Annotated in this window: 20 protein-coding genes and 1 pseudogene; 8 read left to right on the top strand and 13 right to left on the bottom strand. The window is 66.6% G+C overall.

Annotated elements, in window-relative coordinates:
* Positions 1 to 140: 140 nt before the first annotated feature.
* From V6F88_RS07920 to V6F88_RS07910, 3 genes are read left to right on the top strand one after another with little or no spacing between them, the layout of a single operon-like run.
* Positions 141 to 1,355, top strand: coding sequence for a Tm-1-like ATP-binding domain-containing protein (locus V6F88_RS07920; RefSeq protein ID WP_332608739.1), 1,215 nt, complete (start codon positions 141 to 143; stop codon positions 1,353 to 1,355).
* Positions 1,356 to 1,382: 27 nt separating this feature from the next.
* On the top strand, positions 1,383 to 2,213 hold the full coding sequence (locus V6F88_RS07915) for a phosphoenolpyruvate hydrolase family protein (RefSeq protein ID WP_314358703.1): 831 nt from the start codon (positions 1,383 to 1,385) through the stop codon (positions 2,211 to 2,213).
* A 7-nt stretch (positions 2,214 to 2,220) separates the two neighbouring features.
* Positions 2,221 to 2,685: an SRPBCC family protein gene (locus V6F88_RS07910; protein ID WP_332608738.1), complete on the top strand. Its 465-nt coding sequence runs from the start codon at positions 2,221 to 2,223 to the stop codon at positions 2,683 to 2,685.
* Positions 2,686 to 2,706: 21 nt separating this feature from the next.
* Here the strand turns inward: V6F88_RS07910 and V6F88_RS07905 are convergent, their stop codons facing one another.
* The gene (locus V6F88_RS07905; RefSeq protein WP_332608737.1) at positions 2,707 to 3,690 is read right to left on the bottom strand and encodes a LysR family transcriptional regulator; all 984 of its coding nucleotides are present in this window, start codon (positions 3,688 to 3,690) and stop codon (positions 2,707 to 2,709) included.
* Positions 3,691 to 3,779: 89 nt separating this feature from the next.
* Between V6F88_RS07905 and V6F88_RS07900 the strand changes: the two genes are divergently transcribed.
* Both V6F88_RS07900 and V6F88_RS07895 read left to right on the top strand, forming a co-directional pair.
* Positions 3,780 to 5,252, top strand: coding sequence for an N-acyl-D-amino-acid deacylase family protein (locus V6F88_RS07900; protein WP_332608736.1), 1,473 nt, complete (start codon positions 3,780 to 3,782; stop codon positions 5,250 to 5,252).
* On the top strand, positions 5,249 to 6,208 hold the full coding sequence (locus V6F88_RS07895) for a tripartite tricarboxylate transporter substrate binding protein BugE (RefSeq protein WP_332608735.1): 960 nt from the start codon (positions 5,249 to 5,251) through the stop codon (positions 6,206 to 6,208). The genes V6F88_RS07900 and V6F88_RS07895 overlap by 4 nt, the downstream gene beginning before the upstream one ends.
* Before the next feature lie 157 nt (positions 6,209 to 6,365).
* Here V6F88_RS07895 and V6F88_RS07890 read toward each other — a convergent pair whose 3' ends face one another.
* From V6F88_RS07890 to V6F88_RS07870, 5 genes are all read right to left on the bottom strand, one after another.
* Complete coding sequence (locus tag V6F88_RS07890) at positions 6,366 to 7,763, bottom strand: sulfite reductase subunit alpha (protein WP_332608734.1); 1,398 nt, start codon at positions 7,761 to 7,763, stop codon at positions 6,366 to 6,368.
* Positions 7,764 to 7,767: 4 nt separating this feature from the next.
* A complete protein-coding gene (locus V6F88_RS07885; RefSeq protein WP_332608733.1) occupies positions 7,768 to 8,793 on the bottom strand; it encodes an FAD:protein FMN transferase in 1,026 nt (341 codons plus the stop codon).
* Positions 8,794 to 8,938: 145 nt separating this feature from the next.
* On the bottom strand, positions 8,939 to 9,739 hold the full coding sequence (locus V6F88_RS07880; RefSeq protein ID WP_332608732.1) for a DUF4198 domain-containing protein: 801 nt from the start codon (positions 9,737 to 9,739) through the stop codon (positions 8,939 to 8,941).
* 31 nt (positions 9,740 to 9,770) lie between these two features.
* Positions 9,771 to 10,286 (bottom strand): DUF2271 domain-containing protein, encoded by a 516-nt coding sequence (locus V6F88_RS07875; protein WP_332608731.1) that lies wholly within the window; start codon positions 10,284 to 10,286, stop codon positions 9,771 to 9,773.
* Between the two features lie 42 nt (positions 10,287 to 10,328).
* On the bottom strand, positions 10,329 to 10,955 hold the full coding sequence (locus V6F88_RS07870; protein ID WP_332608730.1) for a PepSY-associated TM helix domain-containing protein: 627 nt from the start codon (positions 10,953 to 10,955) through the stop codon (positions 10,329 to 10,331).
* A gap of 233 nt (positions 10,956 to 11,188) precedes the next feature.
* On the opposite strand from V6F88_RS07870, the gene crcB reads away from it, so the two are divergent.
* Positions 11,189 to 11,581 carry a fluoride efflux transporter CrcB gene (gene crcB / locus V6F88_RS07865; RefSeq protein WP_332608729.1) on the top strand — a complete coding sequence of 131 codons (393 nt, stop codon included), beginning with the start codon at positions 11,189 to 11,191 and terminating at the stop codon, positions 11,579 to 11,581.
* A 94-nt stretch (positions 11,582 to 11,675) separates the two neighbouring features.
* Here crcB and hpnE read toward each other — a convergent pair whose 3' ends face one another.
* Genes hpnE through hpnC form a run of 3 tightly spaced genes read right to left on the bottom strand, consistent with a single transcriptional unit; the run spans position 11,676 to position 14,705 of the window.
* Positions 11,676 to 12,998 (bottom strand): hydroxysqualene dehydroxylase HpnE, encoded by a 1,323-nt coding sequence (gene hpnE / locus V6F88_RS07860; protein ID WP_332608728.1) that lies wholly within the window; start codon positions 12,996 to 12,998, stop codon positions 11,676 to 11,678.
* Complete coding sequence (hpnD, locus tag V6F88_RS07855; RefSeq protein WP_332608727.1) at positions 12,995 to 13,858, bottom strand: presqualene diphosphate synthase HpnD; 864 nt, start codon at positions 13,856 to 13,858, stop codon at positions 12,995 to 12,997. The genes hpnE and hpnD overlap by 4 nt, the downstream gene beginning before the upstream one ends.
* A gap of 16 nt (positions 13,859 to 13,874) precedes the next feature.
* A complete protein-coding gene (gene hpnC / locus V6F88_RS07850; RefSeq protein ID WP_332608726.1) occupies positions 13,875 to 14,705 on the bottom strand; it encodes a squalene synthase HpnC in 831 nt (276 codons plus the stop codon).
* A gap of 152 nt (positions 14,706 to 14,857) precedes the next feature.
* Between hpnC and alr the strand changes: the two genes are divergently transcribed.
* Complete coding sequence (gene alr, locus V6F88_RS07845) at positions 14,858 to 15,985, top strand: alanine racemase (protein ID WP_332608725.1); 1,128 nt, start codon at positions 14,858 to 14,860, stop codon at positions 15,983 to 15,985.
* Between the two features lie 161 nt (positions 15,986 to 16,146).
* Complete coding sequence (locus V6F88_RS07840; protein WP_046804732.1) at positions 16,147 to 16,866, top strand: SDR family oxidoreductase; 720 nt, start codon at positions 16,147 to 16,149, stop codon at positions 16,864 to 16,866.
* Positions 16,867 to 16,943: 77 nt separating this feature from the next.
* Here V6F88_RS07840 and hpaI read toward each other — a convergent pair whose 3' ends face one another.
* The 4 genes and pseudogenes from hpaI to V6F88_RS07820 all read right to left on the bottom strand — a co-directional run bounded on the left by hpaI (position 16,944) and on the right by V6F88_RS07820 (position 20,394).
* Positions 16,944 to 17,744: a 4-hydroxy-2-oxoheptanedioate aldolase gene (gene hpaI, locus V6F88_RS07835; protein ID WP_332608724.1), complete on the bottom strand. Its 801-nt coding sequence runs from the start codon at positions 17,742 to 17,744 to the stop codon at positions 16,944 to 16,946.
* Positions 17,745 to 17,759: 15 nt separating this feature from the next.
* Entirely contained in the window at positions 17,760 to 18,563 is an 804-nt protein-coding gene (hpaH, locus tag V6F88_RS07830; RefSeq protein WP_332608723.1) for a 2-oxo-hept-4-ene-1,7-dioate hydratase, read from the bottom strand.
* 84 nt (positions 18,564 to 18,647) lie between these two features.
* Positions 18,648 to 19,337 (bottom strand): annotated as a pseudogene (locus tag V6F88_RS07825) (fumarylacetoacetate hydrolase family protein); the annotation flags it as partial.
* 10 nt (positions 19,338 to 19,347) lie between these two features.
* The gene (locus V6F88_RS07820; protein ID WP_332608722.1) at positions 19,348 to 20,394 is read right to left on the bottom strand and encodes a fumarylacetoacetate hydrolase family protein; all 1,047 of its coding nucleotides are present in this window, start codon (positions 20,392 to 20,394) and stop codon (positions 19,348 to 19,350) included.
* Positions 20,395 to 20,524 lie beyond the last annotated feature (130 nt).

The raw sequence follows: 20,524 nt of genomic DNA, 5'->3' as shown, positions 1-20,524 counted from the left end.
CGGCTTTCCGGTACGGCGGGAGTTTGACGTGAGACAGGCGTCTCAGTATGATTCTTTCGTCTCATTTCTTGATTCTACACAGGCCTTCAGGGCCTCACATATCGAGGCGCGCACCGAGTGTAGCCGCCCGCGGAGGAGCCATGACGCATTCGAACCGGCGGGTATTTGTTGCCGCCACCTATGACACCAAGGGCCAGGAAGCCGAGTACGTCGTTGACCTGCTGCGCCGCGACGGCGTGGACGTGGTGTCGGTGGACGTGTCCACCACGGGCGCGCCCAGCGCAGCGCGGATCCAGGCGCGCGACGTCGCCGCCAGCCACCCGGGCGGGGCGGAAGCGGTGTTCACCGGTGATCGCGGCACGGCCATCGCGGCCATGGCGCTGGCGTTCGAGCGCTACGTGGCCGGCCATGCCGGCATTGGCGCGCTGTTGGGGCTGGGCGGTTCCGGCGGCACGGCGCTGATCGCGCCGGCCATGCGCGCGCTGCCCATCGGCACGCCCAAGGTAATGGTGTCCACGATGGCATCGGGTAACGTCGCGCCCTATGTCGGCCCGTCCGATATCGCGATGATGTATTCCGTGACGGACGTGGCGGGGCTTAACCGCATTTCGCGCCGCGTGCTGGCCAATGCGGCCGGCGCCATTGCGGGCGCGCACCGCATGGCCGCTGCCAGCGCCACCGACAATGACGGCCGCCCCGCCGTGGGCATCACCATGTTCGGCGTCACGACGGCATGCGTGCAGCAGGTGACCCCGCTGCTGGAATCGCGCTATGACTGCCTGGTGTTCCACGCCACCGGCACGGGCGGGCAATCGATGGAAAAGCTGTTGGACAGCGGCTTGCTGGCCGGCGTGCTGGACCTGACGACCACCGAAGTCTGCGACTTTCTCTTTGGCGGCGTGCTTGCCTGCACGGGAGACCGCTTCGGCGCCGTGGCTCGCACGGGCGCGCCCTATGTGGGGTCTTGCGGCGCGTTGGATATGGTCAATTTCGGTGGCATGGATACCGTTCCTGCACGCTATCAGGGCCGCCAGTTCTATCCGCATAATCCGCAGGTGACGCTGATGCGCACCACGGTCGAGGAAAACCGACAACAGGGCGAGTGGATCGCCGCGAAGTTGAACCAATGCAATGGCCCCGTGCGCTTCTTGATACCGGAAGGCGGCGTGTCGGCGCTGGATGCACCGGGCCAGGCGTTCTGGAACCCCGAGGCCGACGCCGCCTTGTTCGCGGCGCTGGAGGCCAATGTGGTCCAGACCGCCGACCGCCGCCTGGTGCGCGTACCCTGCCATATCAACGACCCGCTGTTCGCCAGCACGGCGGTGGACCAATTTCTTGCCATCGCCACCCATTGAATTCGCTACCCATTAAGGAAGGCCCCCATGCCGCGTTTTGACCGTAACGAACTGCTGGACAAGTTCCGCGCCATGGTGCGCGCCCGTACGCCGATTGTGGGCGGTGGCGCCGGCACGGGCTTGTCGGCCAAGTGCGAGGAAGCGGGTGGCATCGACCTGATCGTCATCTATAACTCGGGGCGCTATCGCATGGCGGGACGCGGGTCGCTGGCCGGCTTGCTGGCCTACGGCAACGCCAACGAGATCGTGGTCGACATGGGGCGCGAAGTGCTGCCGGTGGTCAAGAAGACGCCCGTGCTGGCCGGCGTGAACGGCACCGACCCGTTCTGCGATTTCGATGTGTTCCTGGACGACCTGAAACGCCAGGGCTTTGCCGGCGTGCAGAACTTTCCCACCGTTGGCCTGATCGACGGCACGTTTCGCGCCAATCTTGAAGAAACCGGCATGGGCTACGCGCTGGAAGTCGACATGATCCGCCTGGCCCACCAAAAGGGCATGCTGACCACGCCGTACGTTTTCAACGAGGACGACGCCGTGGCCATGTCGAAAGCGGGCGCGGACATCATCGTCGCGCACATGGGCCTGACGACGGGCGGCTCCATCGGCGCGGAAACGTCGCAGACACTGGACGATTGCGTCGCCGCCATCGACCGCATTGCCGATGCCGCGCTGGCGGTGCGCCCGGATATCATCGTGCTATGCCACGGCGGGCCTATCGCCACCCCGGAGGACGCGGCCTACGTGCTGCGCCACTGCAAGCAATGCCATGGTTTCTACGGCGCCAGCTCGATGGAACGCCTGCCCACGGAACTGGCCTTGACCGCCGCCACCCGCGAATTCAAAAACCTGACCTTCTGAGGTTCTCATGTCGCATACCGTCTTTGTCAGTGCCGTTATCCACGCACCGCTTGAAAAGGCGTGGCCGTGCTTTCGCGATTTCGACGGCTTGGCCGCCTGGCATCCGGGCGTGGCGCAAAGCCGCCTGGAAGCGGACGGGCGCCATGACGCGGTCGGCAGCGTGCGGTATCTGACTCTTGAGCCATCAGGCTTTGTGCGCGAGCAGTTGTTGATGCTGGACGATCCCAACGCGGCACTGCGCTATTCGATCATTGAAACCGACCTGCCCATGCGCGACTACACGGCGGGGGTGTCCTTGCATCGCATCACGGAGTCTGGGCAGGCATCGGGCGAACACACGCTGGTGCAATGGTGGGCGGACTTCCGTGTCGAAGGCGCCGAGCTTGCCGATGTGGCCCGCGCCGTGGGGCAGAATGTATTCGCGGCGGGGCTGGCGGCGCTGGACGAAAAGCTGCGCACCGGCCAGGCATAGCGCATCGCGCAATCGCCGCCGCTACGTCAGCGGCAACTCGGTCAACGTCTTGCGGCTTGCCGGCACGCGCTTGCACCCGGCGGGTAGCGCCGCGCTGCGCAGGTAATCGTGGATCGCGCGGATCAGCGCCTGCGCAGCCGGGCTGGTCGGGTATTCCTTGTGGCGGATGACGCATACGGTTCGCACCACCGTCGGGCGAGCCAGCAGCGCATAGGCCAAGCCGGGTTCCTGTACCCGGGCGGCGGCCAGTGCCGGCAACAGCGCCACGCCCAGGCCGGCCTTGACCAGCGCCGCCTGCGACGTGGTGCTGGACGCTTCGTAGAAAGGGGCGCCGGCTTCGATGGGCAGGTCGGCGCGGGCGCGCAGCAGCGCCATGATGCCGGTTTCGTCCACCACCCCCACCAATTTGCGCCCCGCCAGATCCGACCACCGCATCGTGCCGTCCCGCCCCGGCGTCAGATGCGGGTCATCGGCCCGATACAACACGCCGAAGCGGTCTTCCAGCAAGGGCTCAAAGTGCAGCCCGGGCGCATCGGCCCACCGGCTGGTCAGGCCGAAGTCCACCTCGCGCGCGGCCACCTTGCGCTGGATGCGGCCGGAATTATCGTCGCTTAGATATAGCCGCACGGCGGGATATTGCGCCGCGAATGCCGCCGCCGCCGGCGCAATGATTTCGGTGATGGCCGACGGTGCGGCCGCCACGCCCACGCGCCCGCGCTCCAGCGCGCCATAGCGCACCACGTCTTCGATCACGCCATCAAAATCGGCCAGCAAGCGCATCACGCGCGGCAAGAATTCTTCACCTGCCGCGGTCAGCAACACGCGCCGGCTGGTGCGTGCGAACAGCTGCGTGGCCAGCGCGTCTTCCAGCTGCCGCACCAGGCTTGTCACGGACGATTGGGTCTGGAACAGCCGCTTGGCGGCGTGCGTGAAGCTGGATTCCTGGGCCACCGCGACAAACGCGGTCAGGTGCTTCAACGTGACATGCTTGGGCAGGCGATTCATTTCAAACCACGATAGATGGATCAATAAAAACAATTTTTCCAGATTGATCCCCCGGACGATACTAGGGGCTTCATCCAGGCAGGGCACACATGGACCACGGAAAATTGGATCTGATCATTGAAGGCGGCTGGGTCATCGATGGCCTGGGCGGCCCGCGACGGCTGGCGGACATAGGCGTGAAGGACGAACGCGTGGTGGCCATCGGCAGTCTGGCCCATGCCCAGGCCACGCGCCGCCTCGACGCGCGCGGCAAGATCGTGGCGCCCGGCTTCATCGACTCGCACGGTCACGATGACTTGATGTTCGTGGAAAAGCCCGGCTTGCCGTGGAAGACCAGCCAGGGCATTACATCGGTGGTGGTGGGCAATTGCGGCGTCAGTGGCGCGCCCGCGCCCTTGCCGGGCAACACCGCGGCGGCCTTGGCGCTGCTGGGCGAAACGCCGCTGTTTGCCGACATGCACGCGTACTTCGATACGCTGCGCGCGCAGCAACCCATGATCAACGTCGCGGCGCTGGTCGGCCACGCCAACCTGCGCCTGGCCGCCATGCGCGACCCGACCGCCACGCCAAGCCCGGACGAGCAGGACACCATGCAGCGCATGCTGGACGATGCGTTGACGGCCGGCGCGGTGGGTTTCAGCACAGGGTTGGCCTACCAGCCGGGCGGCGTTGCACAACAGCACGAACTGGACGGCTTGGCCCGCGTGGCGGCCGCGCACGGCGCGCTGCACACCAGCCACATCCGCAACGAAGGCGACGAGGTGGAAGCCGCCGTGGACGAGGTGCTGTCCGTGGGCCGCAACACGGGCTGCGCCACGGTGCTGTCGCACCACAAGTGCATGATGCCGCGCAACTGGGGCAAAAGCCGGGCCACGCTGGCCAACATCGACCGCGCGCGCGCCGAAGGCATCGACGTGGCGCTGGACATCTACCCGTATCCCGGCAGCTCGACGATCCTGATTCCCGAACGCGCCGACAGCATCGACGACATCCGCATCACCTGGTCGGTGCCGCATCCCGAATGCAGCGGCGAATCGTTGTCCGACATTGCCGCGCGCTGGGGCTGCGACAAGATGCAGGCCGCACAGCGGCTGTGCCCGGCCGGCGCCATTTACTTCGCCATGGACGAGGCCGAAGTGCAGCGCATCTTTCAACACGAATGCTGCATGGTCGGGTCGGATGGCCTGCCCAATGACGCGCACCCGCATCCGCGCCTGTGGGGCAGCTTTACCCGGGTGCTGGGCCGCTATGTGCGCGAGGCCGAATTGCTGACGCTTGAAGCCGCCGTGGCCAAGATGACGGCATTGCCCGCGCGCGTGTTCGGGCTGTCCGGGCGAGGCCAGCTCAGCGTGGGCGCCTGGGCGGACATCGTGGTGTTCGACGCGGACACCGTGGCCGACCGCGCCACCTGGGACGCGCCGACGCTGCCATCCATTGGCGTTGAACACGTGCTGGTCAATGGCCAACAGGTATTCCCCGAAACCCCGGGCATGAACCGCCCCGGCAAGATCTTGCGGCGCGAAGCCCCTGACAAAACCCCCAAGGAGACAAACCCATCATGATGCAGAAGACATTGATTGCCCTGGCGCTGGCGGCGCTGCTGCCCACTGCCCACGCCGCGTTCCCGGACCATCCCATCACGCTGATCGTGCCGTTCCCGGCGGGCGGGCCCACCGACATTGTCGGCCGGGTGGCAGCGGCCAAGGCGGGCGAAATTCTGGGCCAGCAGATCGTGGTGGAAAACCGTACGGGCGCATCCGGCACCATCGGCATGGCGGCCACGGCGCGCGCCAAGCCCGACGGCTACACCGTAGGGCTGGCCACCGTCAGCACGCACGGCACCGCGCCGCACCTGTTCCCGAATCTGGCGTACGACCCGGTCAAGGATTTCACGCCGATCAGCAATCTGGTCACCAGCCCCAATATTCTTAGCGTCAACCCGAGCTATCCGGCACGCACGCTGGCCGATTTTGTGGCGCATGTGCGCGCCAATCCGAACAAGGACGGCTACGCCAACGCGGGCGCGGGCGGGGTGAACGATCTGGGCATGATCTGGTTCTTGCAGATCATCGGCGGCAAGATGAACAGCATTTCGTACCGGGGCTCGGCGCCGGCGCTAACCGATACGGTGGGCGGCGTGGTGCCCGTCATCTTCGATAATTTCCCGTCGTCGTTGCCGTATGTGAAAAGCAAGCATCTGCACCCGCTGGCCATCACGGGCACCGAGCGCAACCCGCGCCTGCCCGATGTGCCGACGTTCGCCGAGCAGGGCTACAAGGATTACGACGTCACGGCCTGGTATGGCGTGGTGGGCCCGGCCGGCATGCCCGCGGAGGTGCGTGACAAGCTGGCCAAGGCGTTTGCGCAAGCGGTGCGCGACCCGGCCACGGCCGCCAAGATGGAGGAAACGGGCGCCTTTGCATTGGGCAATACGCCGGCGGAATTCGCGGAACAGATTCGCACGGAACGCGATCGCTGGAAAACGGTGATCGACCGCGCGCAGATCAAGCTGCAATGAGAGCTGGCTGTGAGGAGAGCCGGCTGTGATGCGATCAAGCTGCGATGAGATCAAGCTGCGATCAGATCGATCTGCGCGAGATCAAGCCGCAATCAGCAATTGGGGCCGGGCTGCGGCAGGCCCCGGCTGCGATGGCATCGTGCGCAGCGCCGTAGCCTTAGTACACGTCGCGCCGGTAACGGCCGGCGTGCAGCAACGCCTGCAAGGCGTCGTCGCCCAGCACGTCTTGCAGTGCCGTGTCTACCCCGGACGCCATGCCTTGCAGGCTGCCGCAGACGTAGATGGCGGCGCCGTCCGCTACCCAGGCGCGTAACGCATCGGCTTGCTCGCGCAGCACGTCTTGCACGTAGCGGCGCCGGGATTGGTCGCGCGAATAAACGGTGTCCACGCGTTCCAGCGTGCCGTCCGCTTTCCAGACGTCGATGTCGGCGCGGCAAAACGCATCGTGCGCGGCGTTGCGTTCGCCGAAGATCAGCCAGTTGCGTCGATGCCCTGCCGCGCGTCGTGCCTTGATCAGCGCGCGCAGCCCGGCCAGCCCGGTGCCGTTACCCACCAATATCATCGGGCGGCCATCGTCCGGCGCATGGAAGTTGCGATTGGTGCGTACGCGCAGATCGATCTGATCGCCCACCTGCGCCACCTGTGTCAGCCAGCCGCTACCCACGCCCAGTCCACCGTCTGCCCCGGGCATCTGGCGCACCAGCAGGTCGATGGCGCCGTCTTCCGGCAGCGATGCAATGGAATATTCGCGGTGCGTTTGCAGCGGCCCGTCGCGCTGTAGCCGGGGCCCGATTTCCGCGATGTCACCGGCAAGCCATTCCGGCTTGCCGTGGGCGGGGGGCGTCAACGTCAACAGGTAGCAAGGGCCGCCAGCGCTGCCGGGGTTCTGCAATGTGCGCGCCGCGAGCCGCCACGGTTCGTAATCCGGCGCCTGCCAGTCCGGCAGGTCGCTGCGGCCGGTCAACAGGCCCAGGTGATGTTGCCAGTGACGCAGCGCAGCGGGGTCGCCGTTGTCCACTTCCACCATGTCGAACAAGGGCGTGGCGCCCTGGGCGTGCAGCCAGTCGTTCAGCTGATGCCCAAAACCGCAGAACCGCGTGTATTCGCTATCGCCCAGCGCCAGCACCGCGACCTGTACGCCGGCCAATGCGCGCGAGGGCGCGCCCTGCATCTGGCTGGCGAAGGCGGCAGCGGCGTCGGGCGGATCGCCTTCACCATAGGTGCTGACCACGAACAGCACGCGGCGGTAGGCGGGCGATTGCCCCGACAAGCGCGCCACATCCAGCTGCCCCAGCGACGCCACATGCACCGTCAGGCCGCCCGCGCGCAGTGATTGCGCGGTTTGTTCGGCCAGGGCCTCCGCATAGCCCGTCTGGCTGGCATACGCGATCAGCAAGGCATTGGATGCAGTACCCCCGTGGGCGTTCAGGCTCAAGGCGGCCAGCGCCCGCGCCTGGCTGGCCTGATGCCGCCGCGCTCGCCGCCATGCCCACAGGCATAGCAACAGCCACACTGCCACCACGCACGCTGCGGCGAACAATCGGGTGGCGCTCATCGGGTCAGCAAGCTTGAGCCAGCGCCTGAAACGCCGGGGTGGCGACGACGCGGTATTCGCGCGCGTCGCGCAGAATGAACAGGGCCGCCAGGTCGTGGCGGCGGGCGTAGGCCAGGCCGTCGGCTTCGCCCAGCACCGTCAACACCGTGGCCAGGGCATCGGCCTGCATGCACTCGGCGTGCAGCACGGACACGGACGCGACGTTGTTGCGCACCGGCTGCCCGCTACGCGGATCGATGGTGTGGGCATAGCGCGCGTCGCCGCTGCCGGCGTGCCGTCGATAGTCGCCCGATGTGGCGATGCAAAGGTCTTGCAGTGGCAAGGCCAGCGCGTGGTTGTCGCTGGCATCCGGCACCTCGATCGCAACGCGCCAGGCCTGGCCATCGGGCCGCTTGCCGCGCGCGCGCAGTTCGCCGCCTACTTCCACCAGGTATTGCGATACACCCAGCGCGTCCAGCGCCAACGCGGCGCGGTCCACGCCATGGCCCTTGGCGATGGAAGACAAATCCAGGTACGTGCCGCCAGGCTGCATCGCGGCTTGTCGCGCGACGTCCAGCGGCACGCGGCGCCAACCGCAACGGGCGCGCGCCGTGTCGATGGCGGCAGGCGAGGGCGGTTCAAAGGCGCGCTGATGCGGGCCGAATCCCCAGGCATTGACCAGCGGCCCCACCGTGGGGTCATACGCGCCGCCGCTGTCCTCGGCCAAGGCCAGCGCATGGCGCAACACGTAGAAAAAGCCGTCGGGCAGCACCTGCCAGCCTGGCAGGGCCCGGTTGAACCGCGTGATGTCGGAGGCCGATTCCCAGGTACTCATCTGCGCCACGACGTCGTCTAGCGCCGCCTGGATAGCGCGGCGGGCGGCGTCACTGTCCATGCCGGCTGGCAGCGCCATTCGCGCGGACCACGTCGTGCCCATGGTCGCGCCCGCCAACGCCGCCGGCTCAGGCAGTGCGGGCGGGGCAGCCAGCGCGGCCGGCGCGGACGACGTGGCCACGGCGGGCGACGCTGACAGGGCTGGCGATGCTGACAAGGCTGGCGATGCTGACAAGGCGGGCGACGCTGACAACGCTGGTGATGCGGGACGCGCCGCCGGCATGGCGCCATAGCTCACGCGCACGGCGGGAGCCGCCGTGCCGCGAGGCGCATAGGACCGGGCAGCCGACACGCGCGGCGCCTTAGGGTTGCAGCACTTCGACGGTGCCGGCGTAGGACAGGCGGCGCTTGGTGGCCTTCGGCACGCTGACCTTGGCGTCTTCCATGCCCGCTTCAATCCAGTACAGGCCAGGCTGCGGCCACTTGACCGAGAACTTGCCGTCCTTGTCCGTGGTCAGCTTGATCTCGCCGACCTTGTCGCGATAGCGGCTGCCGCCGGGCACCACGTTCACTTCCAGGTTGGCGGCGGGCTGGCCGTCCAGCAGCATCTGGAAGGTGGCCGCTTCGTCCGTGAACAAATCGTTGGGGTGCGTGACCGGCGCCAGTTCCAGGCCACGGCCCACCGGCTTGACGGTCGACGGCTTGCCCGCCGTGACGAACGTTTCCACTCGGCCCAGGCTTTGGGACACTTCCAGCTCTTGCGCGTGTGCCGGCACGGCCTGCTCCATGCCTTCGACCTTGCCGAAGTAGCGCTTGTTCTTGCCGTCTTCCTTCCAGCGCGCAAACACGCCGTCGTTGACCACGGCCACGCGATAGGTGCCGCTTTGCTTCAGTTGCAGGTCGAACGTGCTGCGCAGCTTGCCACGGTTCAGGTTTTCGGCGTCGGCCGGCTTGCCGTCCGGCGCGATGACGGCCAGGCCGTCCAGGCGCATCGGCGCATGGTTGAAATAGAACTTGTCGTTGCCGACGGCGGCGTCAACGGTGATCCAGCTGTCGGTGCCCGACAGCACGGTGGACGACGGCACGATCCACACGTCATGCGCGTGGGCGGCAAAGGGCAGGCACAGCGCCAGGGCGGCGGCCAGTTTGGCGGCGGTTTTCATGGTTGCGGTCCTTGAAGGCATGCGGGGGGCATCAGGGTTTGAGGTTGAGCGCGATGGCGCCCAGTTCGTGTTCGCCTTGCGCGGTCAGCTGTTCGGCCTTTTGCGGAGGCCACTGGAACGGAATGCGCAGTAATTCACGGCCGCCGACTTCGCGCGCCGCTTCCACCACGACCGCGTACTGGCCGGGCTTGAGCGATGCCAAGGGCTTGGAAGCCGCGTCGAAGCTCAGCGCGTGCTTGCCCACGGGCTTGGTCGCGCCGCTGACGCCGTCCACCGGAAACTGCTGGTTGCGGCCGCTGCGGCGCCACCATTGGCGCATGTCCTTGAGCCACTCGGTGCCTTCGTTGTTCTTCTTGGCCACGTCGTACCAGACGGCCAGGTCGGCGGCCACGCTCTGGTCGGGGTTTTCGATCCAGATCGCGACGTACGGGCGGTGGTATTCGGCCACATCCAGGCGCGGCACCTCGATGGACAGGCCGATGTCGGCCGCATTGGCCGTTCGGGCGATCGCGCCGGCCAAGAGGGCCGACAACAACAGTTTGCGCATGGAAATCTCCAGGGGCGGATCGAAGGAATCAGTGGATGAAAATCAGTGAATGAAGAGCAGCGCGAGGACGACGGGAATCACAACGCCAAGCCCCACCATGGGCCAGGTGGCGCCGCGGTTGCCGGCGTGCATTTTCAGCAGCACCAGCCCGGTCAACGAAAAGACCAGACAGGCGAGGGCGAAGATGTCCAGGAACCAGCTCCAGGCCAGTCCGGTGTTGCGGCCCTTGTGCAAATCGTTCAGGTAAGACACCCAGCCGCGATCGGTGCGCTCGTATTCGACATCGCCGCTGGCGCGGTCGATGGACAGCCAGGCGTCGCCGCCCGCGCGGGGCAACGACAGGTAGACTTCGTCGGCGGACCATTCGGCGGCCTTGCCCGCCGCGCCGGCATCCAGGGTGTCATCCAGCCACTTTGCGACAGGAGCCGGTAGCGGCGCTTTTTTCTGGCCGGGCGGGGCGGTCAATTGCTTGAGCTCGGGGGCAGGAAGTTGCGCTTGCCGGCTGGTCACCACCGCACGGGATTCAATGTGCGACGCGTTGTTCAGCGTGAGGCCGGTGACGGCAAACAGCAGCATGCCCAGCAGGCATAGCGCCGAGCTGATCCAATGCCATTGATGCAGCGTCTTGAGCCAGTAGGCCCGGCGCCGTGGAGTGGGTTGACTGTCCATGCGGGATTCGGTTTGAAGCGGCGGATTCTAACATTTAATGAGAATTACTCGTATAAAAGGCAGGGCCCGCGGGACACGCTGATTTCAATCGATTTCGAACGCGTGCCGCCGCAAAATCGCCGGGTTTGCCGCGCAGCCGTGATCCCCTTGTTCGGCCCGGCTTCGGGGGCGGCGCGTTATGCTGCTGCTGGCCTTTTTCTTGCGCCTTGTCCCCGCCTGGCGCCCCGACACTTATGACTGCCTATCAAACCCTGATCCCGTTGAATTTCCTGGCCGTGGGCCTGGGCGCCGTACTGGGCGCCTGGACGCGGTGGCTGGTCAGCCTGTGGCTGAACGTGGAGTCCTGGCCATGGGGCACGTTCGCGGTGAATCTGGCGGGCGGTTATTTCGTGGGCGTGGCGCTGGCGCTGGTAGCCGGGCATCCGGAATGGCCGACGTGGGTCCGGTTGGGCGCCATCACCGGGTTCATGGGCGGCTTGACGACGTTTTCCACCTTCTCGGCGGAAACCGTATCGATGCTTGAACGCGGCGCGTATGGCACGGCGCTGGGCTATGCGGGCGTGAGCCTGGTGGGATCGTTGGCGCTGACGGCGGCGGGCATCGCCACGGTGCACTGGCTGCGGTAGGCGCCAGGGGCAAAGAGCAGGGCGTTTGGCGGTGGGTGTTATGCGCCCTAGCCGCCGGGGCTGGCGACGGGCTGTCGCCCGCCGCATTCACCCATCAATCGGCGCGGGGGTTCAACACGCGAGCGGCTTGCAGGCCGCTGCGCACCGCGCCTTCCAGCACGCCGGGGTAGCCCGTGTCGGTCCAGTCGCCCGCCAGCGCCAGGGTGCGCCATGGCGTGGTGTTCAGCGGACGCGTCAGGCCGGGCAGCGCCGCGAAAGTGGCGCGCTTTTCAATCAGCAGTTCGGCCGCCGTCACTTCCGGCATGGCGGGTAAACGCGCGGGATGGCGCGCCGCCTGTTCGGCGACCTGGTCGATCAGCGCTTCGATCACCTGGCGCCGGTTGCGTTCGGCAATGCTGGTGGCCGCGCTGGCCACCACGGCAAGCTCGCCCGCCTTGGTGTCGCCCGCCAATTGCGCGCGGTCGAACACCCATTGCCCCACATGCCCGCGCGCGGCTTCTTCGCGCAGCATCATCATGGGTTCCGGCAGCCGCCAGGGTTCGGCCAGCCGCACGTTCAGGGTGGCGATCGGCAGATAGTCGAACGCCTTCAGCGCTTCCAGCAGGCCGGTCGCGCCGGCCAGGCGCAAGGGCGCGTCCAGCAAGCGGGCCGCATAGGTCGGCGGTACGGCCAGCACGGCGGCGTCAAAGCGTTCCTGGTTGACCACAATGCCGTCGTCCGACGGATGCAGTTGGCGCACCGTGTTGCCATAGCGCATGGTGACCTGGCGCGCCGCTGCGTCGGGCCACAGCGCCGACAGGTCGGTGCAGGGCAGCAGCAGATCGCTGTCTTCGCGCGTGCCCGCCAGGCTGTCGCGCAATACGCGCGCAAACAGTGTGGCGCTGGCGGTGGCGCACGGCGTGTTCAGCGCGGCCAGGCACAGCGGTTCCCAAATTTGCCGGATCAGCGCGTCGGATTGCGCGTGATAGTGCAGCAGATGCAGCACGGTCCAGTCGCGCGGCGGCGACCAGGACATGGCCTTCAAGCCGCGCATCAGGCGCAGCGACGCATAGCGGTCGGCCCAGCTCAGCCCGCGCGCAAACAGCAAGGCGGCGGCCATGTGCAAGGGCGCAGGCAGCCGGGGCGCGGACAGGCGAAAGCGCCCGTCCAGGCTGGCCAGCCGCAGCGGCCGGCGCATCAGCAGCGCATCGGGGTTGCGGCCCACGCGGCGCATCAGCGCAAGCGTATGCCGGTAGGCGCCCGACAAAATGTGCTGGCCATTGTCCAGCGGCGCCTCGAACGATTCATGAAAGACGCGGCGCGCGCGCCCGCCGGGCGTGTGCCCGGCTTCAAATACCGTGACCTTGGCGCCGGCTTCGCGCAGCGCGATGCTGGCCGCCAAGCCGGCCCAGCCCGCGCCAATTACCGCCGCCTTCACCGCGCCAGCCGGCGGACCAGTCCGCGTCCGCCGCCCACCCAGGTTTTCCAGGCCAGCCACAGCTTGCGCAGTGGCGTCAGCGAGATGCGCTGGTGCAGCACCTGCCAGTTGTCGCGCTCGATTTCATCAAGCAGCGCGTAGTAGATGGCGGCCATCATCAAGCCCGGCCGCTGCGAACGGCGGTCGACCTCGGGCAGGTTGCTCATGGCTTCGCGATAGAGTTCGCGGGCGCGATCGGCCTGGAACTTCATCAGCGCGCTGAAGCGCTCGGAGTATTCGCCATTCAGGATGTCCGAAGCCTTGACCTCGAACTGCTGCATGTCGTTGACCGGGATGTAGATGCGGCCACGGCGCGCGTCGTCGCCGACGTCGCGGATGATGTTCGTCATCTGGAACGCCAGACCCAGCTTTTCGGCGTAGACCAGCGTCTTGGGATCGCTATAGCCGAACACGCCGGCAGACAATTCGCCCACCACGCCGGCCGCGTGCCAGCAGTATTTGCGCAGGCCGGGCCAGTCCAGGTAGCGCGTCTGGTCCAGGTCCATTTCCATGCCGTCCACCACCGCCAGCAGGCGCTCGCGGGTGATGGAACAGGTTTCCAGGTGCGGTTGCAGCGCGCGCGTCACGGGGTGATCGGGCTTGCCGTCGAACATCTGGTCAACCTGCGTGCGCCACCAGGCCAGCTTGATGCGGGCCAGCGACGGGTCGGTGCATTCGTCGACCACGTCGTCCACTTCGCGGCAGTAGGCGTAAAGCGCCGTGATCGCGCGGCGGCGTTCGGGCGGCAGGAACAGGAATGAGTAGTAGAAGCTGGAACCGCTTTTGGCGGCTTTCTCCTGGCAATATTCGTCAGGGGTCATAGATAGGCAGGGCCTGTTACTTGATAGAGCGCCACAGCATGATGGCCCAGTCTTTGGCGCCCAATTCGGGGCGGTTCATGAATACATCGTAGCCGCTGGCTTCGATACGCTCCAGCACGCGCAGCCCGCCTTGCACCACCAGGCGCAACTCCAGGCCGATGCGGCCGGGCAGGCGGCGCGCCAGCGGAGCGCCGAAGTGTAGCAGCGCGCGCGTGCGTTCAACCTCAAAGGCCATCAGCTCGCGCCATTGCGCGGTCAGCCGGCATGCGGCCAGGTCTTCTTCGGTGACGCCATGGCGGCGCAGGTCTTCCTGCGGCAGATAGACGCGCTGCTTGTGCCAATCGACCCGCACATCCTGCCAGAAGTTCACCAGTTGCAAGCCGGTGCAGATGGCGTCGCTTTCGGCCACGTCTTGCGGGCTGGACGCGTCGAACAGATGCAGCATCAGGCGGCCCACCGGGTTGGCCGAACGCGTGCAGTAGTCGGCTAGCGTGGCGTAGTCTTCGTAGCGCTTGACGGCAATGTCCTGCTCGAAGGCGGACAGCAGGTCGTAGAACGGCGTGATGGGCAGTTGATGGCGCGCGATGGTCTGGGCCAGCGGCGTGAAGATGTCGGCCAGTGGCGGCAAGCCTGGCGCGGGCGTCACGCCCGGTTCGGCGCCAATGCGGTGAAGTTCGGTGCGAAAGGCCGCCAGCTGCGCCAGCCGCTCTTCGTCGGACGCGCTGCCTTCATCGGCAATATCGTCCGCCGCGCGGGCAAACCGGTAGATATCGGTCACGGCGCCGCGCAGCCTGCGCGGCAACAGCAGCGAGGCGACGGGAAAGTTCTCGTAGTGATCGATGGACATGGATAACGGGTACAGGGGGCGGTCCCGGGACGGGATCGCACCATTTTAGAGTAGTCGCCTTTGGGGGCGTGATGCCATCAGTGATGTCATTGCAGAGGCCCTCCCTCTCGGGCGGCGATCAGTTAGACTTAAGCGCCACAGGATCTCACACCATGCCGCGCCCCATATCCGCCACTGTCTCCGTCTCCGCGCTTGCGCACAATCTTGCCACCGTGCGCCAGCATCTTGAGCAAACCGCCGCCGCCGCGGCCGGGCTGCCGCCGTCCATCTGGGCGGTCATCAAGGCCAACGCCTACGGCCACGGCATTGAGCAGGCGGTGACGGGGTTTTCCAAGGCGCAGGGCCTGGCCATGCTGGATCTGGACGAAGCCGTGCGCTGCCGCGAGGCCGGTTGGGGCGGCCCGATCCTGCTGCTGGAAGGGTTCTTCAAACCCGCCGACCTGGATCTGGTCGACCGCTATCACCTGAGCACCACCGTACACAACCGCGAACAGCTGGACATGCTGTCGCGCGCCCGCTTTACCCGGCGCGTGGACGTCATGCTCAAGCTGAATAGCGGCATGAACCGGCTGGGCTTCAGCCCGGCGTCTTATCCCGCCGCGCATGAGCGCGCCATGTTGCTACAGCAGCAGGGCACGTTGGGGTCGGTGGGCAAGATGACGCACTTTGCCTGCGCCGACGGCCCCCAGGGTGTGACCGAGCAGCTGGCCCTGTTTAATTCGGTGACGCATAAGATGCCCGGCACGGTCAGCGTATGCAACTCGGCCGCCACGCTGCGCTTTGCCGACATCGCGGTCAGCTCGCCCACGCAGACGCATTGGGTGCGCCCGGGCATCTGCCTGTACGGCGCGTCGCCGTTCGCCGATGCCGAAGCCGCGTCGTTCGGCTTGAAGCCGGCCATGACGCTAAGTTCCGAAATCATCGCCGTGCAGGAACTCAAGGCGGGCGATTCCGTAGGCTACGGCGCAATCTTCCGCGCCGAACGCGCCATGCGGATCGGCATCGTCGCCTGCGGCTACGCCGACGGCTACCCGCGCCACGCCACCACCGGCACGCCCGTGGTCGTGGCGGGCATCCGCACGCAGCTGGTCGGCCGCGTGTCAATGGACATGCTGATCGTCGACCTGGACCCGATTCCTGCCGCGGGTGTCGGCGCGCCCGTGGTGTTGTGGGGCGAAGATGGCCCGTCGGTGGACGAAGTGGCACAGGCCGCCGGCACCATCGGCTACGAATTGCTGTGCGCCCTGGCGCCGCGCGTGCCGGTCAGCCGCGACGCCTGAGCGATCCGCCGCCTGGTCTGGCCGATTTTGGCCGGGTGTCCGGTGCGCAGAAATTGCTACGCAATTTACAAGACAGCCATCTCCGGATGGTGTCTACTTGGAACACCGGGCGCCCAAGCGCCCGTTTTTGACCCAGCAATCTGACGACGAGGTTTCAATCCATGAAGGACAAATGCGTGCTCATTACGGGCGCCACCAAGGGCATAGGCTGGGCGCTGACGCAGCGTCTGTCCGACATGGGCTGTCATGTGGTCGGCATTGCGCGGAACACCACCGATGTGGACTTTCCCGGCTATCTGTACGCCTGTGACCTGGCTGACGCCGGCCGCACCGAGGAAGTGCTGCGCGAAATCCGCGAGAAGTTTCCCGTGGACGCCGTGGTCAACAACGTGGGCATCGCGTCGCCGCAGCCCTTGGGCGAGATCGACCTGGCCACGCTGTACAACGTGCTGGACCTGAACGTGCGCGTGGCGGTGCAGGTCACCCAGGCGTTTATCGAATCCATGAAGGTGCGTCGCGCCGGCCGTATCGTTAACGTGGTCAGCCGCGCCATCCATGGCGGGTTGGACCGTACGGCGTACTCGGCCGCCAAGAGCGCGCTGGTGGGCTGCACCCGCACGTGGGCGCTTGAACTGGCCGAATACGGCGTGACCGCCAACGCGGTGGCGCCCGGCCCGATCGAAACGGAAATGTTCCGCGCCACCCGTCCGGCGGGTAGCGATGGCGAAAAACGCGCGCTGGCCTCCGTGCCCATGAAGCGCCTGGGCACGCCGGCCGAAGTGGCGGCGGCCATTGCCTTCCTGCTGTCCGATGACGCCGGTTTTATTACCGGCCAGGTGCTGGGCGTGGACGGCGGCGGCAGCGTGGCGGGCCGATCCTGATCACGGTCTGGCCCAAACTAAAAGCGCACCGGAATGAGTCGGTGCGCTTTTTTTCTGCCGTTTGATGCGTCGTAGATTCAGTAGGGGCCTTTGCCCGCCGCCACCGGCCGCACGTCCTTGAATTCGGCGGCCAGTTTTTCCGCCGCGCGCGCCAGCAGCACGGCGTCCACGCCCACGGCCACGAAGGTCGCGCCCAAGGACAGGTAGTGCTTGGCCTGTGCCACTCCGCTGTGCAGGATGCCGGCGGCCTTGCCCGACCGCACAATGCGCGCAATGGCCTGGTCGATGGTCGCCAACACCTCGGGGTGATCCGGCTGGCCCAAAAAGCCCATGCCTGCCGACAGGTCGGCCGGGCCGATGAAGGCCCCATCCACCCCGTCCACCGCCAGGATGTCGTCCAGCGCGTCGATGCCGGCCGGCGTTTCAATCTGCACCAGCACGCACATCTGATCGTTGGCGCGTTCCAGGTAGTTGGGGATGCGGTTCCAGCGCGAGGAACGCGCCAGCGCGCTGCCCACGCCCCGGATGCCTGCCGGCGGATAGCGCACGGCGGCCACGGCCGCGCGCGCTTCGTCGGCGGACTGGATCATCGGCACCAGCAAGGTCTGCGCGCCGGTGTCCAGGATCTGCTTGATCTGTACCGGGTCGTTCCACGCCGGGCGCACCACGGGCGCCACCGGGTAGGCGGCCACCGACTGCAATTGCGACAAGGTGGTCTGCAAGGTGTTCGGCGCATGTTCGCCGTCGATCAGCAGCCAGTCGAAGCCGGCGCCCGCGATGATTTCCGATGTGTAGGCGCTGGCCAGGCCGGCCCACAGGCCAATCTGGGGTTGGCGGTCGCGCAAGGCTTGCTTGAAGGTATTGGTCAGGATGTCCATGGACGGCGTGCCGTGTTAGTTGAAATGACAGTTGACGGAACCCAGCGCGCCGTAATCGACGTGGAAGGTGTCGCCCGGCCGCGCGGCCACGGGGCGGGTGAACGAGCCCGACAGAATGATCTCGCCCGCTTCAAGCGCCACGTCGTGGGCGGCCAGCTTGTTAGCCAGCCATACTACGCCATTGGCCGGGTGATTCAAGACGCCCGCGGCCACGCCGGTTTCTTCGATCACCGCGTTGCGTGACAAAATCGCGCCGACCCAGCGCAGGTCGAAATCGCCCATCTTCACAGGCCGCCCGCCCATCACCACGCCTGCGTTCGCCGCGTTGTCGGCAATGGTGTCGAACACCCTGCGCGGGCGCTTGGTGTCGGGGTCGATGCCGTGCGAGCGCGCGTCAATGATCTCCAGCGCGGGGATCACGTAGTCAACCGCGTCATATACCTGGAACAGCGTCACCCGGGGGCCTTGCAGCCGCTTGCCCAGCACGAAGGCCAACTCGACTTCCAGGCGCGGCAGGATGAAGCGGCCGGCGGGAATGGTACCGCCGTCCTCGAAGAACATGTCGTCCAGCAGCATGCCGAAATCGGGCTCGTCGATCTGCGATGACTGCTGCATCGCGCGGGACGTCAGGCCGATCTTGTGGCCGCGCTTGACGCGGCCTTCGGCCAGCTTGATGTCCATCCAGGCGCGCTGCACGGCGTAGGCGTCAGCGATATCGATGTCGGGATGGTCGAGCGAAATCTGGCGGATCTGCGTTCGCGTTCGTTCCGCTTCATGCAGGCGCGCGGCGATGCTGCGTACGGTTTGGGTGTCTAGCATAGAGAGTCCGGTTAAAGGTTAAGACGGGAAGGGCGCCAGCGTGTTGACCAGCCTTCCGACGCCTTCGATTTCGGTCACGACCTAGTCGCCGGGCATGACGTTGACGATGCCGTCCGGCGTGCCGGTCAGGATCAGGTCGCCGGGGGACAAGGTCATGAAGCTGCTGAAGTATTCAATCAGCGCGGGCACGTCGAACACCATGTCGCGCGTGTTGCCCAGCTGGGTCTGAACGCCGTTGACCGTGGTACGCAGGGTCAGGTTCATGGGGTCGGGCACGTCGTCGCGGTCCACCAGCCAGGGGCCTAGCGGCGTGCACGTGTCGCGGTTTTTCACGCGCAGGTTCGGGCGATACCAATTTTCCAGGTAGTCGCGCAGCGCATAGTCGTTGGCCACGGTGTAGCCCGCTACATAGTCGTAGGCTTGCCCGCGCGGGACGTTGCGCGCCGTCTTGCCGATGACCACGGCCAGCTCGCACTCGTAGTGCATGAAGGCTACGTCGGCCGGGCGCAGCGTATGCGCACGATGACCCACGAAGGTGTTCGCGGCTTTCAGAAAGCCCAGGGGCTCGTCGGGCGCCTTGAACGCGAGTTCCTTGGCGTGGTCCGCGTAGTTGATGGCCAGCGTGAAGGTCGTGCGCGGTTCGATGGGCGGCAACCACGTCACGGCGTCTTCCGCCAGGACGCGCCCGTCTGGCAGCAGGACGCTGCCCGGCGCGCTGTCCGCTTCGGTCACGGTGTGAATGGCGCCTTCGTAGGCGATGCGTGCGTGTTTCATGGCGATGTCCTCAGGATGCGGCCAACGTGTTGCCCAGCGTGCCGACCTGAGCGATGCGGATGTCAAAGCGTTGCCCGGCACGCACGCGTGGCGCGTCGTGCGGCGTGCCCACCAGCAGGATGTCGCCGGCGTCAAAGCTCATGAAGTCGGTTACGTCGGCGATCAGGCGCGCAACGGGGCGGATCAGGTCGGCGGTGCTGGCGCGTTGCCTGACGACGCCATCCACCAGCACTTCGATGGCCAGCGCATCCGGGTCGATTGCCGGCGATGCCGGCGCCAGCGCATCGCCGATGGGGCAGAAGCCATCGCGGCACTGTTGTTTAAGGGCGGGCCGGAAGTAGCTGTCGTGCGGCACGGACAGGTCCGCCACCACGCGATAGCCCGCCACGTAGTCCAGCGCATCCGCCTGGCTGACTCGGCTGGCGCGGCGCGCGAACACCACGCCCAGGCAAGCGCCCACCTGCACCTCTTGCACATCGGCGGGCAGCGTGATGGTGGCGCCATCGCGTGCATAGGTGTTGGCGGGCTTGATGTACAGCACGGGCGCGCGCGGCGCGGCCTTGTAGGGCGGCGCGTTGACGGCGTCGCCCAGCGCGTCCAGAGACTGGCGCGTGTTGAGCGCCACGCCAACCACGGTGCGCGGCGGCTGCGCCAAGGCCGCGCTGGCCGCTTCGGCGCGCTGCGCAAGATAGTGGCGGTAGTTATTGTGCTTGTAGTTCAGCACCGGGTCCGCTTCTTCGATCTGCATCGAAATGCCCAAGGGCCGCATGGCCAGATGCGGCGCCAGCGCGGTGTTCAGCGCCTGGAACACCCGCTCGCCCAACGCCGCCTTTTGCGCGTCGGTGCGGCCGTGGCCGATGCGCAGCACGACGTGCACGAAGGCGTTGTGGGGGTGGCCGTCCACGATCAGGCAGTCGTCCACGCGTAGCGCCCGGGTGCGGGCGCCGGCCAGCGGAAACAGGCTGCCGTCGCCAATGGCGGCGCCTTGCACCGCGCGCATCAGCGCGCGGGTATCCAGGGCAAGGTTGCCTGAATACTCGATCCAGATATGGGGCATGGTGTCTCCGCCATAATAGTTAGCATGTTAATTAGAATAGCGGGAAAGTCGGTTGGCGGCAATGCGCCGGACGCGCGATGCGGCGCGGGAATCCCGCCGTTGACAGCGCCACGTCAGGCAGCATAAAGTT

Source organism: Achromobacter sp. ESBL13 (assembly GCF_036668755.1).
In the GTDB taxonomy this organism is placed as follows: Bacteria; Pseudomonadota; Gammaproteobacteria; order Burkholderiales; family Burkholderiaceae_B; genus Achromobacter.
Note: the sequence above shows the minus strand (reverse complement) of the source record. Positions and strands in the feature narration are given on the sequence as shown.

Bases quoted from the DNA above. Each gene is read 5' to 3' on its own strand.
- V6F88_RS07840 (WP_046804732.1), top strand. From the start codon at position 16,147: ATGAAGGACAAATGCGTGCTCATTACGGGCGCCACCAAGGGCATAGGC.
- crcB (WP_332608729.1), top strand. From the start codon at position 11,189: ATGACTGCCTATCAAACCCTGATCCCGTTGAATTTCCTGGCCGTGGGC.
- hpaI (WP_332608724.1), bottom strand. From the start codon at position 17,744: ATGGACATCCTGACCAATACCTTCAAGCAAGCCTTGCGCGACCGCCAA.
- V6F88_RS07915 (WP_314358703.1), top strand. From the start codon at position 1,383: ATGCCGCGTTTTGACCGTAACGAACTGCTGGACAAGTTCCGCGCCATG.
- V6F88_RS07910 (WP_332608738.1), top strand. From the start codon at position 2,221: ATGTCGCATACCGTCTTTGTCAGTGCCGTTATCCACGCACCGCTTGAA.
- V6F88_RS07920 (WP_332608739.1), top strand. From the start codon at position 141: ATGACGCATTCGAACCGGCGGGTATTTGTTGCCGCCACCTATGACACC.
- alr (WP_332608725.1), top strand. From the start codon at position 14,858: ATGCCGCGCCCCATATCCGCCACTGTCTCCGTCTCCGCGCTTGCGCAC.
- V6F88_RS07900 (WP_332608736.1), top strand. From the start codon at position 3,780: ATGGACCACGGAAAATTGGATCTGATCATTGAAGGCGGCTGGGTCATC.
- V6F88_RS07890 (WP_332608734.1), bottom strand. From the start codon at position 7,763: ATGAGCGCCACCCGATTGTTCGCCGCAGCGTGCGTGGTGGCAGTGTGG.
- V6F88_RS07870 (WP_332608730.1), bottom strand. From the start codon at position 10,955: ATGGACAGTCAACCCACTCCACGGCGCCGGGCCTACTGGCTCAAGACG.
- hpnD (WP_332608727.1), bottom strand. From the start codon at position 13,858: ATGACCCCTGACGAATATTGCCAGGAGAAAGCCGCCAAAAGCGGTTCC.
- hpnC (WP_332608726.1), bottom strand. From the start codon at position 14,705: ATGTCCATCGATCACTACGAGAACTTTCCCGTCGCCTCGCTGCTGTTG.
- V6F88_RS07895 (WP_332608735.1), top strand. From the start codon at position 5,249: ATGATGCAGAAGACATTGATTGCCCTGGCGCTGGCGGCGCTGCTGCCC.
- V6F88_RS07875 (WP_332608731.1), bottom strand. From the start codon at position 10,286: ATGCGCAAACTGTTGTTGTCGGCCCTCTTGGCCGGCGCGATCGCCCGA.
- V6F88_RS07880 (WP_332608732.1), bottom strand. From the start codon at position 9,739: ATGAAAACCGCCGCCAAACTGGCCGCCGCCCTGGCGCTGTGCCTGCCC.
- V6F88_RS07820 (WP_332608722.1), bottom strand. From the start codon at position 20,394: ATGCCCCATATCTGGATCGAGTATTCAGGCAACCTTGCCCTGGATACC.
- V6F88_RS07905 (WP_332608737.1), bottom strand. From the start codon at position 3,690: ATGAATCGCCTGCCCAAGCATGTCACGTTGAAGCACCTGACCGCGTTT.
- hpaH (WP_332608723.1), bottom strand. From the start codon at position 18,563: ATGCTAGACACCCAAACCGTACGCAGCATCGCCGCGCGCCTGCATGAA.